Annotated in this window: 16 protein-coding genes; 9 read left to right on the plus strand and 7 right to left on the minus strand. The window is 70.6% G+C overall.

What is annotated here, in order from left to right; translation table 11 throughout:
* Nucleotides 1-101: 101 nt before the first annotated feature.
* From ASF20_RS24670 to ASF20_RS18480, 5 genes are all read left to right on the plus strand, one after another.
* Complete coding sequence (locus tag ASF20_RS24670) at nucleotides 102-260, plus strand: hypothetical protein (RefSeq protein WP_200917574.1); 159 nt, start codon at nucleotides 102-104, stop codon at nucleotides 258-260.
* A 177-nt stretch (nucleotides 261-437) separates the two neighbouring features.
* A complete protein-coding gene (locus tag ASF20_RS18465; RefSeq protein ID WP_244472726.1) occupies nucleotides 438-722 on the plus strand; it encodes a hypothetical protein in 285 nt (94 codons plus the stop codon).
* A gap of 213 nt (nucleotides 723-935) precedes the next feature.
* The gene (locus tag ASF20_RS18470; RefSeq protein WP_056276532.1) at nucleotides 936-1,466 is read left to right on the plus strand and encodes a hypothetical protein; all 531 of its coding nucleotides are present in this window, start codon (nucleotides 936-938) and stop codon (nucleotides 1,464-1,466) included.
* Nucleotides 1,467-1,566: 100 nt separating this feature from the next.
* Nucleotides 1,567-2,463 carry a diguanylate cyclase gene (locus ASF20_RS18475; RefSeq protein WP_056276536.1) on the plus strand — a complete coding sequence of 299 codons (897 nt, stop codon included), beginning with the start codon at nucleotides 1,567-1,569 and terminating at the stop codon, nucleotides 2,461-2,463.
* Between the two features lie 261 nt (nucleotides 2,464-2,724).
* Nucleotides 2,725-3,408, plus strand: coding sequence for a response regulator transcription factor (locus ASF20_RS18480; RefSeq protein ID WP_056276539.1), 684 nt, complete (start codon nucleotides 2,725-2,727; stop codon nucleotides 3,406-3,408).
* A 78-nt stretch (nucleotides 3,409-3,486) separates the two neighbouring features.
* On the opposite strand, the gene ASF20_RS18485 is transcribed toward ASF20_RS18480, so the two are convergent.
* From ASF20_RS18485 to ASF20_RS18495, 3 genes are all read right to left on the minus strand, one after another.
* Entirely contained in the window at nucleotides 3,487-4,896 is a 1,410-nt protein-coding gene (locus ASF20_RS18485) for a cytochrome ubiquinol oxidase subunit I (RefSeq protein WP_056218257.1), read from the minus strand.
* Nucleotides 4,897-5,027: 131 nt separating this feature from the next.
* Entirely contained in the window at nucleotides 5,028-6,035 is a 1,008-nt protein-coding gene (locus tag ASF20_RS18490) for an SDR family oxidoreductase (RefSeq protein ID WP_056276541.1), read from the minus strand.
* 186 nt (nucleotides 6,036-6,221) lie between these two features.
* Nucleotides 6,222-7,400 (minus strand): DNA topoisomerase IB, encoded by a 1,179-nt coding sequence (locus ASF20_RS18495; RefSeq protein ID WP_056218251.1) that lies wholly within the window; start codon nucleotides 7,398-7,400, stop codon nucleotides 6,222-6,224.
* Nucleotides 7,401-7,520: 120 nt separating this feature from the next.
* On the opposite strand from ASF20_RS18495, the gene ASF20_RS18500 reads away from it, so the two are divergent.
* Both ASF20_RS18500 and ASF20_RS18505 read left to right on the plus strand, forming a co-directional pair.
* A complete protein-coding gene (locus tag ASF20_RS18500; protein WP_056276544.1) occupies nucleotides 7,521-8,123 on the plus strand; it encodes a hypothetical protein in 603 nt (200 codons plus the stop codon).
* A gap of 23 nt (nucleotides 8,124-8,146) precedes the next feature.
* Nucleotides 8,147-8,806 (plus strand): methyltransferase, encoded by a 660-nt coding sequence (locus ASF20_RS18505; protein WP_056276547.1) that lies wholly within the window; start codon nucleotides 8,147-8,149, stop codon nucleotides 8,804-8,806.
* A 7-nt stretch (nucleotides 8,807-8,813) separates the two neighbouring features.
* On the opposite strand, the gene ASF20_RS18510 is transcribed toward ASF20_RS18505, so the two are convergent.
* Both ASF20_RS18510 and ASF20_RS18515 read right to left on the minus strand, forming a co-directional pair.
* Entirely contained in the window at nucleotides 8,814-9,221 is a 408-nt protein-coding gene (locus ASF20_RS18510) for a DoxX family protein (protein WP_056218242.1), read from the minus strand.
* Between the two features lie 135 nt (nucleotides 9,222-9,356).
* A complete protein-coding gene (locus ASF20_RS18515; protein WP_056218239.1) occupies nucleotides 9,357-9,659 on the minus strand; it encodes a DUF3572 domain-containing protein in 303 nt (100 codons plus the stop codon).
* A gap of 75 nt (nucleotides 9,660-9,734) precedes the next feature.
* Between ASF20_RS18515 and ASF20_RS18520 the strand changes: the two genes are divergently transcribed.
* Together ASF20_RS18520 and ASF20_RS18525 are read left to right on the plus strand one after the other, a co-directional pair.
* Complete coding sequence (locus ASF20_RS18520) at nucleotides 9,735-10,115, plus strand: response regulator (protein WP_055946254.1); 381 nt, start codon at nucleotides 9,735-9,737, stop codon at nucleotides 10,113-10,115.
* A gap of 60 nt (nucleotides 10,116-10,175) precedes the next feature.
* Nucleotides 10,176-11,549: a PleD family two-component system response regulator gene (locus ASF20_RS18525; protein ID WP_056218237.1), complete on the plus strand. Its 1,374-nt coding sequence runs from the start codon at nucleotides 10,176-10,178 to the stop codon at nucleotides 11,547-11,549.
* Nucleotides 11,550-11,585: 36 nt separating this feature from the next.
* Here ASF20_RS18525 and ASF20_RS18530 read toward each other — a convergent pair whose 3' ends face one another.
* The gene (locus ASF20_RS18530; protein WP_056218234.1) at nucleotides 11,586-12,176 is read right to left on the minus strand and encodes a DUF2059 domain-containing protein; all 591 of its coding nucleotides are present in this window, start codon (nucleotides 12,174-12,176) and stop codon (nucleotides 11,586-11,588) included.
* A gap of 67 nt (nucleotides 12,177-12,243) precedes the next feature.
* Complete coding sequence (rpiA, locus tag ASF20_RS18535; RefSeq protein WP_056276550.1) at nucleotides 12,244-12,951, minus strand: ribose-5-phosphate isomerase RpiA; 708 nt, start codon at nucleotides 12,949-12,951, stop codon at nucleotides 12,244-12,246.
* Between the last annotated feature and the right edge of the window lie 107 nt (nucleotides 12,952-13,058).

The raw sequence follows: 13,058 nt of genomic DNA on the forward strand, positions 1-13,058 counted from the left end.
TCCGGTATGAGCCGGGATGGTTACGATTCCCTCATACTCCCGGCCGACCATGGTGGTGCGAGCCCGATCTCGGCCTCGCGTCGGCGCACCGGGAGTGTGGGATGGACGGGTTCTATCGCGGCATCGAGACGAGCCTCCTGGCCTTCAGTCTCGTCCTCGGGCTCGGTGCCCTGGTCCTCTCGCACCGTGCCCTGCCGCGCCCGACCGTGGCCCAGCTCGCGGTCAGCCTGCCGATGATCTCGGTCTCGGCGCTGCCCTGAGCATTCATCCGGGCCGTACACCGAATCCCGCTCAAGGATTCATGATCGGCCGGTCCTCGCGACTGCAACCCTTCCGGCCCCTCGCGACTTAACAGTTCAAGAGGCAACGCACGCCGTTGCACGATCCTGACACGTTGAGGGCACATCCCCCGAGGGATGTGCGAGCGAGACTTTTCGATGGTAGCGAATCGACTGCGCGTATCCGCCATCGCGGGTACTCTTGTCTTGGCCGGGACATTCCTGACGGGTGCCGGTTTCTCGGGCGCTTTCGTCTCCGGCGCCCTAGCGGCTCCGGTCGCCGACCAGGGTCCGGGCAAGGCCTCCGTGGTTGCACCCACCGTCACCCCCGTGGCGGCCGTGACCGAATCGGAAGACGAGTCGGTCAATTGCAGCCGCTCGCGCAAGCGCCTCTGGGTCGAGGGCGAGGGCTGGATCGTTCGTCGCGTCACCACCTGCCGCTAGCGCGAGACCGGGAGCACCGCGGCGAACCCGACCCTGCCGCGAGGCAGGGTTTTTCGTATCGTGAGCCTTGTCGCCTGCCTGCCGAGGCTGCTCCGTCCCCCTCGGGGGCCCGACTAAGCACTCTTCGACGCTGAAGGCCGCCGGGATTTCGGGAACGACGGAGGCGTCCGCCGGTTCTCGTTCGAATCGGCCAGCGTGGGAGTCCGGCGTCGCATGACCACTCGTTCGAAGATCCTGTGGCGCAGGGGAATCTCCCTCGGCATGGCCGGCCTCGCCGGTGCTCTGGTGCTCTCCGGCCTGGCCGGCACGGCGCAGGGCCAGGACCTCGCCTACGGCAGCTATCCCTATGCCGGCTACGAGAACGGCTATGGCGGGCCGCTGATCCATGGCGACTATGTCGGTGCGCCGCTCACCCGTTTCCCCCGCCCGAGCGAACTCGTGCCCAGCGCCTGGGGCTACGGGACCTACGGCATCCCTACGGTGGCGGGGATCCGCAGTGCCTCGGTCGGCACGCCGACGGTCTACGTCATCGAGGGGCAGCCCTCCGCTTCCCGCGCCGCAGCCCCCGGCCGCTCCCGGGTTCTGACGCGCGGCCGACAGGGGCGCTGGTCGGACGCTGCCGGGCCCACGCGAGCCCGGGGCCGCGGCGGCCCGTTCCAGGCTGCCGCCCCGGTTGCCGAGACGAGCGGAGGGGCCCGCGTCATTCCCGTCCGCGTTTCGCCGGCCCAGATCACGCAGCGTTAGGGCGCAGCGCCGGAAGAAGACTCCGCGCCGACTTTCGCAAGCGGTTAATCTGTTCGTGCCACCTTCCGGTCAAGAACCGTGAAGGTGGTCAGGCCGCGCCATGCATATCGTCCTCGTCGACACCAGTCGGGTCGTCCTCAAGATGATCGCGGCGCTGCTCGAGCCCAACGGTCACACCGTTTCGGCCTTCACCGATTCCGCCGAGGCCCTCAACTTCGTGGAGAATACCGGCTCGGTCCGGGTGCTGATTACCAGCCTCGAGGTCCGGCCGCTGGGCGGCCTCGAACTGTGCTGGTCCGCCCGCCTGCTTGCCGAGGCCAATCGCCCCCTCTACGTCATCACCATGTCCTCGGCCCGGAACGCCCGGAACCTGGCCGAGGCCCTCGATAGCGGCGCCGACGACTTCATCGAGAAGCCGCCGGGACCGGAGGAGCTGCATGCCCGCCTGCGGGCCGCCGAGCGCCTCACCACGATGCAGAGCGAACTGATCCGCCTCGCCGACACGGACTCGCTGACGGGCCTGCTCAACCGGCGCGCCTTCCTGCAGAAATCGCGGGATGCCGCGGAGCGCGTGGGGGATCACGGCAGGATGTCGGCCATTCTCCTCGACATCGACCACTTCAAGGGCATCAACGACGAGTACGGCCATGACGTCGGCGATGCGGCGATCCAGGCCGTGTGCCGGGAACTCGCCCTCGATGGCATCGTCGGCCGACTCGGCGGCGAGGAGTTCGGCATCATCCTGCCCCACCGCTCTGGCACGGAGGCCGAGGGTGTGGCGACCCGCCTGCGCCGCTCGATGGAGGCCCTGCGCATCCGCGGCGGCCGGGTCCCGATCCGCCTCACCTGCAGCTTCGGCGTCAGCGAATGGTCGGAGGGCGACACCATCGAGGGTCTGCTCAAGCGGGCCGACATCGCCCTCTACGAGGCCAAGACGACGGGGCGCAACCGCGTCGTGAGCGCCGCCTCCGACCTCGTGCTGGCCCGGGCCGGCTGAGCCGGAACCTGTCTCGAATCGAGGGGGAACCCGGCAGCTCCCCTGTGCCGTTGCGAAACGCCCGCATTCCCGACCCGGTCGCGCGATGCGGCCGTTTACCAAAGTACCGCCGGATTTCCCGTGGGTTTTGGTCAATGTTCGGGGGATTGCACCAGAATCCAGATCGAGCCTTGGCCAGTAAAACCCTGGAACGAAACTTGATCTGAACCTCCCAGGGAACGCCGCGGTGTGTCGCGGTGGGACAATGGGGAGGGTAGCGGCATGAATGACGCCGTGGGAGTTTTGATCGTCGGCGAGCCCCTCGGGCTTGAGCCCGCGTTTCGCGCCGTCATCGAGCATGAGCCGCGCCTGCAGACCTTGAGCGAAGGGGAACTCTCGCCCGGGTCGGACGGACCGTCACGCAAGGTCGCTCTGCTGTTCGTCGGGGGGGAGCCCGAGCCGGGCCTTGCCGGCCGGATCGCGGCGCTCAAGGGCAGGGCGCCGGGCCTCGCCGTCCTCGTCGGCTTCGAGGTATTGCGGGCGGGCCTCCTGACCCGGCTGGTGGAGGCGGGCGCCGATGCCTTCATCGCCCGCTCGGCGACGCCGCGCGACATCTGCCGGGCCCTCCTCACCCTTGCCGCCAGCCCGACCGAATCGTCCCGGGACGAGGCGGCACCGGTGGCCCCGGCCGATAGCCTGACGCCGCGCGAAGCCGAGATCCTGCGCTTCCTCAGTGCCGGTTTCAGCAACAAGGAGGTGGCTCGCCGCCTGAACCTGAGCGTGCGCACGGTGGAGACCCACCGCCTCAACCTGCGCCGCAAGACCCAGACCGGGCGCCTCAAGGACCTCGTCGCCCTGGCCCGCCACCTCGGCCTCACGCCGGTGGTCGATGCCGCGCCGGTCCGTTCGACGGGCGGCGACCGCCCCCGGGGCCTGCACGCGAGCGAGTCCGTGGCCCGGCTCTGAGCCGGGCCGCGACGCCCCTCAGGCGGGCAAGACGTTTCTCAGGCGGGCAAGACCTTTTTCAGGCGAGCAAGACGTTTCTCAGGCAGGAGTCAGACTTTCGTTGACCGCGGAGAGGGGACGCTTGGGCTTCTGGGCCACGTCGCCGCCGCGCATGGCCTCCTCCAGCGGCTCCGGACCCTTGCGCAGGAGCTTGGCCAGATAGTAGCTGCCAAACCCGAAGATGAAGGCGTAGGCGATCAGGAAGGCGACCAGGGAGGTCGTCACGGCGTTGACCGTCAGGGGCGAGTGGGCGTCCGCCGTGCGCAGCTGCCCGTAGACGATGTAGGGCTGGCGCCCGATCTCGGCGGTGAACCAGCCGAACAGGACCGCGCCGAAGCCGGACGGGGTCATCAGCATCGCCGCGTTGAGGAACCAGCGGTTCGAGAAGAGCGTGCCCTTCCAGCGCAGGTAGAGGCTCCACAGGCTCAGGCCCAGCATCGCCATGCCGATCGCGACCATGATGCGGAACGAATAGAAGACCGGCCAGACCGGCGGACGCTGGTCGCGCGGCACGTCCTTCAGGCCCGGCACCACGCCCGAGAAGTCGTGGGTGAGGATGAAGCTGCCCAGCCGCGGGATGCCGATCTCGAAGTCGTTCTTCTCCGCCTCCATGTTGGGGATCGCGAAGAGCAGCAGGGGCATGTTGTCCTGCCGGTCCCAGTTCGCCTCGATCGCCGCGAGCTTGGTCGGCTGCAGCTTGAGCACGGCCAGCCCATGGGTGTCGCCGACGAAGATCTGGATCGGCGTGAAGATCACCGCGAACCAGAGCGCCATGGAGAGCGAGAGCCGGGCGCCCGCCACCTTCTCGGCCGGCTCCTTGCGCGCCCGCAGGATCATCCAGGCCGACATGCCCGCCACCGCGAAGGCCGTGGTGAGGAAGCAGCCCAGGACCATGTGGGCGTAGCGGATCGGGAAGGAGGGGTTGAAGATCACCTTCCACCAGTCGGTGGCGATGGCCCGGCCGTTCTCGACGACGAAGCCGTCGGGGGTCTGCATCCAGGAATTGGCGGACAGGATCCAGAAGGCCGAGATCAGGGTGCCGATCGCCACCATGCAGGTGGAGACGAAGTGCAGCCGGTCGCCGACCCGGTCCCAGCCGAACAGCATGATCCCGAGAAAGCCGGCCTCCAGGAAGAAGGCGGTGATCACCTCGTACTGGATCAGCGGCCCGAGCACGTTGCCGGTGAAGTCGGAGTAGCGCGACCAGTTGGTGCCGAGCTGGTAGCTCATCACGATGCCGGAGACGACGCCGAGGCCGAACGAGACCGCGAAGACCTTCACCCAGAACCGGTAGAGGTTCCGGTACATCGGGTTGCCGGTCCAGAGCCACTGCGCCTCCAGGCGGGCGAGGAAGCTCGCCAGCCCGATGGTGAAGGCAGGGAAGATGATGTGGAAGGCCATGGTGAAGCCGAACTGGATGCGCGAAAGCAGGAGCGCGTCGACGTCCATGGCAAACCCTCATGCGATGTGGGGCCCCCGATGGGAGGGGACCCTGGAACAGCTATAGCGTGAAGACGCCGAAGCTGCATCCGGTTCGCGGCGGGCGACCGGGTCGCAGGGTTGTGCGGCCTCGGGGCGGCTCAGCGCCGCGGCAGCAGGCGGCGCGGCGCGCGGGCCAGGGTCGCGACCCCGAACAGCCCGAGAGCCACCACGCCCGTCAGGCCGGCGACGAGGAGATCGCGGTCGCGGCTCGTCCAATAGGCGCTGCGCGTCGTCTTGGTCCGGTCCGAGAAGCGCCCGTCGATGCCCACAGGGCCGGGCACCGGGGCGAACAGGTTGCCGGCCTTGTCGGGGGCCGGTTCGTCGGTGAGCTGGGCCGACCACATCGTGGCGGCCTTCGCATCCGCGTAGCCCGGCATCAGCGCCTGGGCGGCGGCCATCATCACCGTGCTGTGGCCGACCCAGACCTCGCGGCTCGGGTTGTCGGCCGTGGCGACGATGGCCTCGGCGCAGAGGCGCGGATCGTAGACCGGATCGGGGGCGTACTGGCCGTGGCCGGTGCGGTTGCGGGCCCAGTTGAACTGCGGGGTGTTGACGGCGGGCAGGTAGACCACGCTGAGGGAGACCTTCACGCGATCGTGGATCAATTCGGAGCGGAGGGCGTCGGTGAAGCCCGAGACCGCGAACTTCGCCGCGCAGTAGGGCGCCTGGAGCGGCGCGGCGCGGATGCCGAGGCCCGACGAGACCTGGATGATGGCGCCGCGGTCGCGCGGCTTCATGTGGCGCAGGGCCGCCAGCGTCCCGTAGACCTGGCTCAGGTAGGTCGTCTCGGTGACGCGCCGGTACTCCTCGGGCGTGATCCGGTCGGCCGGGTTCACGATGGTCGCCATCGCGTTGTTGACCCAGGCCCGGATCGGGCCGAACTCCCGCTCGATCCGCTCGGCGGCGGCATCGATCGCCTCCGCGTCCGCCACGTCGGCCGAGATCCCCAGGACGGGGCGGCCGTAGGCGGACAGGTCGGCCTCCGCGTCGCGCAGGCGGTCGGCATCGCGGGCGATGACAGCCACGGCCCAGCCCCGCCGGGCGAAGAGATGGGCGGTGGCGAGCCCGATTCCGGCGGTTCCCCCGGTGACGACCGCGACCTTCATGATGTTTCATCCTTGGTGAGCGCGTGGCGCCAACGGGTTCGGGGGCGACCTGGTGCCGGCGGGGATGCGTGCCCAAACGACACGGGGGAAGCGGGGTCGTCATGGCTGATGCCCTCCGCGACTCTCCCTCTCCCGCAGAGGGGGGGAGGGTGATGCGTCGAGGCCAAGCTGTCTTCGAGCGTCGTCTCAGGCGGCCTGACCCTGTGGGGATTCCGATGCCGTCGCGCGCCGCTTCCCGGCCGTCTTCCCGGCCCGCGCGCCCGAGAGATCCCGGCCCTTGCCGTCCTTCACCTCGGCGAGGCGCGCCTGGAGCAGGCCGAGCACGGCCGCCTCCTCGGGCTTCAGCCCGGCGAGGTCCTCGCGCAGCTCGTCCTCCACCGCGTCCTTGATCTGCAGCAGGAGCGCGCCCTCGAGGTAGCAGTCGAGCACCTGAGGGTGGATGTAGCACTTGCGGCAGATGGTCGGCGTGTTGCCGAGCCGGGCGGCGACGCCCTCGATGGCGGCGCGCAGGTTCTTCTTGGCCTTGGCCTCGCTGTCGAAGGCCTCGAATTCCTGCAGCGCCAGGGCGGCCAGGACGGTCCCGGCCCAGGTCCGGAAATCCTTGGCGGTGATGTCCTGGCCCGTGATCTCGCGCAGGTAGGCGTTCACGTCCGCCGAGGTCACGTCGCGCACGGTGCCGTCGGCGTCGCGATACTGGAACAGCTCCTGGCCGGGCAGGTCCTGGCAGGCCTTGACGATGCGGGCGACGCGCCGGTCCTTGAGGCCGAGGTCCCAGGTCTTGCCGCTCTTGCCCTTGAACCGGAAGGTCAGCGCCGAACCCTCGATCCGGGCGTGCCGGTCGCGCAGGGTGGTCAGGCCGAAGCTCTTGTTGGTGCGGGCGTAATCGTCGTTGCCGACACGGATCAGCGTGGTCTCCAGGAGGTGGACCACGGTGGCCAGCACCTTTTCACGGGGGAGGTCGCGCCGGCCCATGTCGGCATCCACCCGGGCGCGGATGGCCGGGAGCGCGTCGGCGAAGGCCATGACGTGCTCGAACTTGGTGAGGTCGCGGGCGGCGCGGAAATCCGGGTGGTAGCGGTACTGCTTGCGCCCCTTGGCGTCGCGGCCGGTCGCCTGGATATGGCCGTTGGCCCGCGGGCAGATCCAGACGTCGGTATAGGCCGGCGGGATCGCCAGGGCGCGGATGCGCGCCAGGGTCTTCGCGTCCCGCACCGGCTGGCCCCGGGCGTCGCGATAGGCGAAGCCCGTCCCGCTCTTCCGGCGCGTCAGCCCCGGCATCGTGTCCTCGACGTAGCGCAGGCCCGCCTCCTCGGCGGCGTCGCGCGGGTCGGCGACCGTGCCCTCTTCGTCGCGCGCCGTGGCCATGCTCCGGTTCCGTCCCTCACGGTGTCTCGTTGGCCGTCAACGGGGTCGCGCCATCCCCTGTTCCGCCATCCCCTGTTCCGCCATGGGCTGTTCCGGCGGGGGCGTGCTACAGCGCGTCCGATGGATCATCCCGCTTCCGGCACCAGGCCCCGGCGCCTCGTCCTCCTTGCCCCCGACGATGCCGGGTTCGCCGCCCGCGACCTCCCCCTGGTCGCGGCGGCCCGGGCCGCCGGGCTGTCCGCGACGGTGGTGACGCGGGTGGACGCCCATCGTGGGGCGATCGAGGCGGCGGGCGCCCGGGTGGTGCCCTTCGCGCTGGGGACCTCGCGCATCAACCCGATGGCGGCGGGCTACGAGGCGGGCCAGCTCGCCGGGATCCTGAAAGCCCTGGAAGCCGACCTCCTCCACGCCATCGGCCTCCGGGCGATCGTGGTCGGCGGCACGGCCGCGGCCATGTCGGGGATCGCGGCGCGGATCTACCAGCCCGACGACCTCGCGGCCCTGAACGCCCGCACGGATGCCGCCGGGCGCCTGACGCGCTTCGCCCTGCGCCAGGCGCTGCGGGGCCCCCTCGCCACCCGGACCACCCGATACCTCTGCGCGACCGCGGCCGAGGCCGCCGCCCTGGGGCTCGATCCGGCCGATACGGCGCTGGCACTGGCGGGCGCGGACCGGCTCTCGGCCGCCGCCGGCACCCTCTACGGCGAGTTCGCCCGGGCATGAAATGCCAGGAGGAGCGTGCCAGCATGACGCCGTCGGCCGATCCCCTTGCCTTCATCCGGGCCAACACCCGGCTGCGCCCGGTGCCGCACGCACCCGAGATCGTCCTGCACGTGGCCGACGAGGCCACCGAGCTGTGGCAGAAGACCGAGGACGAGCTGGAGGCGATCGGCCTGCCGCCGCCGTTCTGGGCCTTCGCCTGGGCCGGCGGGCAGGCGCTCGCCCGCTACATCCTCGACAACCCCGGCCTCGTGGCGGGCCGCCGGGTGCTCGATTTCGCCTCGGGCTCGGGCCTCGTCGCCATCGCGGCGGCGCGGTCCGGCGCGGATCATGTCACGGCCAGCGACCTCGACCCCTTCGCGATCCCGGCCATCGGCCTCAACGCGGCGGCCAACGGCGTGGCGGGGCAAATCGAGGCGGTGTCGTGGGACCTCATCGGCACCGATCCGGGCTCCGCCGTGGTGCTCGCCGCCGACATCTTCTACGAGCGGGATCTCGCGGCCCGGGTCACGGACTGGCTGTCCGGCCTGCACGCGGGCGGCGCCACCGTGCTGGTGGGCGATCCCGGCCGCTCCTACCTGCCGCGCGACCGGCTCACCGAACTCGCCACCTACACGGTGCCGGTGAGCCGCTCCCTGGAGGACGCCGAGATCAAACGCAGCAGCGTCTGGCGCTTCAGCGCCTGAACCGCCTTCAGAACCGGCCGCGGCGCTGCGCGTCGAGGCTCCAGGGGCCGGCGCCGGCGGCGGCGAGGTAGAGGAAGACGAAGCAGAACAGGATCGCGGCATCGCCCCCGTTGAGCGCCGGGAACGGGCTCTTGGGGTGGTGGGCGATGAAGTACGCGAAGGCCATCTGGCCCGAGAGCAGGAACGCCACCGGCCGCGTGAACAGGCCCAGGATGATGAGCGCGCCGCCCAGGGTTTCGAGGATGGCGGCGAACCACAGCAGCGACATCATCGCGGGGGCCGCGCCGCCCCCCATCCGCACGGGAAAGCCGAACAGCTTCTGCGTGCCGTGCTCCAGGAAGAGCAGGCCTGCCACGATGCGCAGGATGCTGAGGAGGCGCGGGGCCCAGGTCGTCGAGAGGCTGGCGAGGGACATGGGCGAGGGGTCTCCGGCGATGGGCCCGCCGCGCGGACGGCGCCCGCGCGAAGCCGTCGAGCCATAGCGCGGGGCAGGGGACGGGGCGAGCCTCGGAGGGCAATCCCGCGGGGATATCCGGCTGCGTGGCCCTGCCTACAGGCCGTCGTCGAAGTCCGGCGGGCCGAGGCGGCGCCAGGCGGCGGCGATGCGCTCGGGCTTGGTGTCGAGGGCCTCGGCGCAGGCGAGGAGCGTCGCCTCGTCACCCATGATATGATCGAGGATGCCGGCCAGGAAGCCGGGATCCTGTGCACTGGCCCGCAGGGTCTCGGGCGTCGCCCCGGTGGCATTGAGGAAGGCGAACAGGCGCTCGTCGTCGGTGGCCATCCAGGCGAGGGCCGCCAGGGCCACGCCCTCGGCGGAGTCGTCTCCGCCATTGGGTTTGCGTTTCGTCAACATGTATCCGCTAAATCTCCTGAGGCGGGGCATGCGTCGAACGACAATGGGCCGTCCACGCACCGGGAACAACGGGCCATGAAGAAGACCGTGCTCATCGTTGAGGACAACGAACTCAATATGAAGCTCTTCAACGACCTGTTGGAGGGCCATGGCTACGCGACGCTCAAGACGGCCAACGGCATCGAGGCGATCGAGCTCGCGCGGGCGCATCGCCCCGACCTGATCCTCATGGACATCCAGCTTCCCGAGGTCTCCGGCCTCGAAGTCACGAAGTGGCTCAAGGAGGACGACGACCTCAAGGCCATCCCGGTGATCGCGATCACGGCCTTCGCCATGAAGGGCGACGAAGAGCGCATCCGCGAGGGCGGCTGCGAAGCCTACCTGTCGAAACCGATCTCGGTGGCGAAGTTCCTCGCCACCGTCCGCCAGTATCTCGGCGACGCCAGGACCGCCTGACTCGCCCACCTCGCTCATAGCCTTCCCGATGGCCCGTAGTACGACCCTGCGCGAGGACCGATGTCGGCCCGAATCCTGATCGTCGATGATCTCTTTCCGAACGTGAAGCTCCTGGAGACGAAGCTCTCCATGGAATACTTCGACGTTCTGGCGGCGATGAACGGCCCCGACGCCCTGACGATCTGCGAGAAGGGTCTCTGCGACCTCGTCCTCCTCGACGTGATGATGCCCGGCATGGACGGGTTCGAGGTCTGCCGCCGGCTCAAGAGCAACCCCAACACGGCCCACCTGCCCGTCGTGATGGTCACCGCGCTCGACCAGCCCTCCGACCGCCTGCGCGGGCTCGATGCGGGCGCCGACGACTTCCTGACGAAGCCCATCGACGACACGGCCCTGTTCGCCCGCGTGCGCAGCCTCGTGCGCCTCAAGGCGGTGACGGACGAGCTGCGCTCCCGCGCCATGGCCTCGCGGGATTTCGGGATCGGCGACCCCCTCGCCCTCGCCGCCGCCGAGACCGGCCTCAACGCCTCGATCCTCCTCGTGGAGGACCGCCCCGGCTCGGCAGACCGCCTCGCGGCGGCCCTGGGCCAGCACCACACGCTCACGGTCGAGCCCGACCCGCACAAGGCCCTGGTGCTGGCGGCGGAGGGCACGTTCGACCTGACCCTGGTCAGCCTCGACATCCAGGGCTTCGACGGCCTGCGCCTGTGCAGCCAGCTGCGCTCCCTCGACCGCACCCGCCTGATGCCCGTGATGATGATCGCCGAGGAGCACGACCGCGCCCGGGTGATCCGGGGCCTGGAATTCGGCGTGCACGACTACCTGATGCGGCCCGTGGACCGGAACGAGCTCGTGGCCCGGGTGCGCACGCAAGTGCGCCGCCGCCGCTTCTCGGAGGCCCTGCGGGGCGCCGTCCAGGCCTCGATGGAACTCGCGGTCACCGACGGCCTCACGGGCCTGCACAACCGGCGCTACCTCGACAGCCATCTCGGCGCGCTGTTCGGCGAGGCGGCCCTGCGCAACCGTCCGGTGGCGGCGCTGATGCTCGACATCGACCGCTTCAAGTCGATCAACGACACCTACGGCCACGAGGCTGGCGACGAGGTCCTCAAGGCCTTCGCCGAGCGCATCCGCACCCATACGCGCGGCATCGACATCGTGGCCCGCTACGGCGGCGAGGAGATCGTCATCATCCTGCCGGATGCCGAGGCCGAGGGGGCCTACGCCATCGCCGAGCGCATCCGCGAGCGGATCGAGGCGGTGCCGTTCTCCATCCAGCGCGACACCCGCACCGTTCCGGTGACCGTCTCCATCGGCGTGGCCTGGCGCCGGGCGGAGGATGCCGGGCCGGCCGACATGCTCAAGCGGGCCGACCTCGCCCTGTACCGGGCCAAGAGCACCGGCCGGAACCGCGTCGAAGCGGCGGCGGCCTGAAGCCGGGCCGCGCGCCGCCCGAGGCCCTGAAGCCCGCTACTGCAGCTGGTGGCCCTTCTTGGCCATCTCGGCGCGCACCCGGACCATGATGTATTCCGAGACGTCCTGGGTCCAGGTCTGCATCGCCTGGACCATCTCGTCGAGCACCTGCGGCTGGGTCTCGACGTAGCGCTTGCCGGCGGGCGAGCGGAAGAAGGTCGCGATCTCGTTCAGCTCGGCCTCGGACAGGCGCGAGGCGTAGATCCGGGCGGCGGTCTCGATCATCGCCTGCTTCTGCAGCTCCATCTCGGGCTCGAGGGAGGCCAGCACCGTATCGAGGTCCTTGGTGATCTCGGGCCGGGTCACGGCGCCCTGGCGGATGCGGTCGCTGAAGGCCGGGATGATCGAGTCGAACGAGCGGGCGATGCCGGAATTCAGCATGACCTCGCGGGCGAGGGCCAGGTGGTTGGCCGAGTAGGCCGGCGTCTGCGCGGCGGGGGTGCTCGGCGCCGGCGCGGCGGGCGGCTTGGCGCCGGGCTTGGCCGCCGGCGGCTTCTGAGCCGGGGCTTGGGCGTGCACTGGGGCCAGGGCGCCCAGGGGGGCGCTGGCGAGGACGAGGGCGGCCAGGGCGGCGAGGCGGCGGGACATGGCGGACGCTCCGGGAGGGGTTCGGCGAAGGGGAAGACGGAAAGGGGAGGGATGGGGGCGATCGCCCTCAGACGATTCCGAGCCGGCTCACCACCGCCTGCCCGCCCCGTGCCTCGGCCAGGATGGCTCCGGTGGCGAGGCCGAGGAACAGGCCGTGCTCGACGACGCCCGGCACGGCCCAGAGGGCACCCGACAAGGCCTCGGGGTCCGGGATGCGTCCGAGATGGGCGTCGAGGATGTGGTGGCCGCCATCGGTGACGAAGGGCGCGCCGTCCCGGGCCCGCAGGACGAGCTCGCCGGTGCAGCCGCTCGCCCGCAGGGCGGCGGCCACGGCCCGGCGGGTGGCGCCGAGGCCGAAGGCGTTGACCTCGATCGGCAGGGGAAACGCCCCGAGGGTCTCGACGCGCTTGGCGGCATCCGCGATCACCACCATCCGGTGGCTGGCGAAGGCGACGATCTTCTCGCGGAGCAGCGCGCCGCCGCCGCCCTTCACGAGGCGCATCGCTCCGTCGATCTCGTCGGCGCCGTCGATGGTCAGGTCGAGTTCGGGCAGCGCTTCCAGGGTGGCGAGGCGGATGCCGGCGGCCTCGGCCGCGACCCGGGTCGCCTCGGAGGTGGGCACGCCGACGACGTCGAGGCCGGCCCGGACGCGGGCGCCCAGAAGCTCGACGAAGACGTTGGCGGTGGACCCGGTCCCGATCCCCAGCCGCATCCCGGGCGTGACCAACCCGACCGCGACCTCGGCCGCCGCGCGGCGCAGATCCGGCCCGCTCACGCGACGGCTCCGGCGGCTGGGAAGGGGCGGGCGTGCGGCATGGAACGGCTCGGGCGAAGGGCGAATCGGGCGAGGGGCGAATCGAACGGGGCGAGCCACCGGCCGGC

The organism is Methylobacterium sp. Leaf88 (assembly GCF_001422795.1).
Taxonomy (GTDB): Bacteria; Pseudomonadota; Alphaproteobacteria; order Rhizobiales; family Beijerinckiaceae; genus Methylobacterium.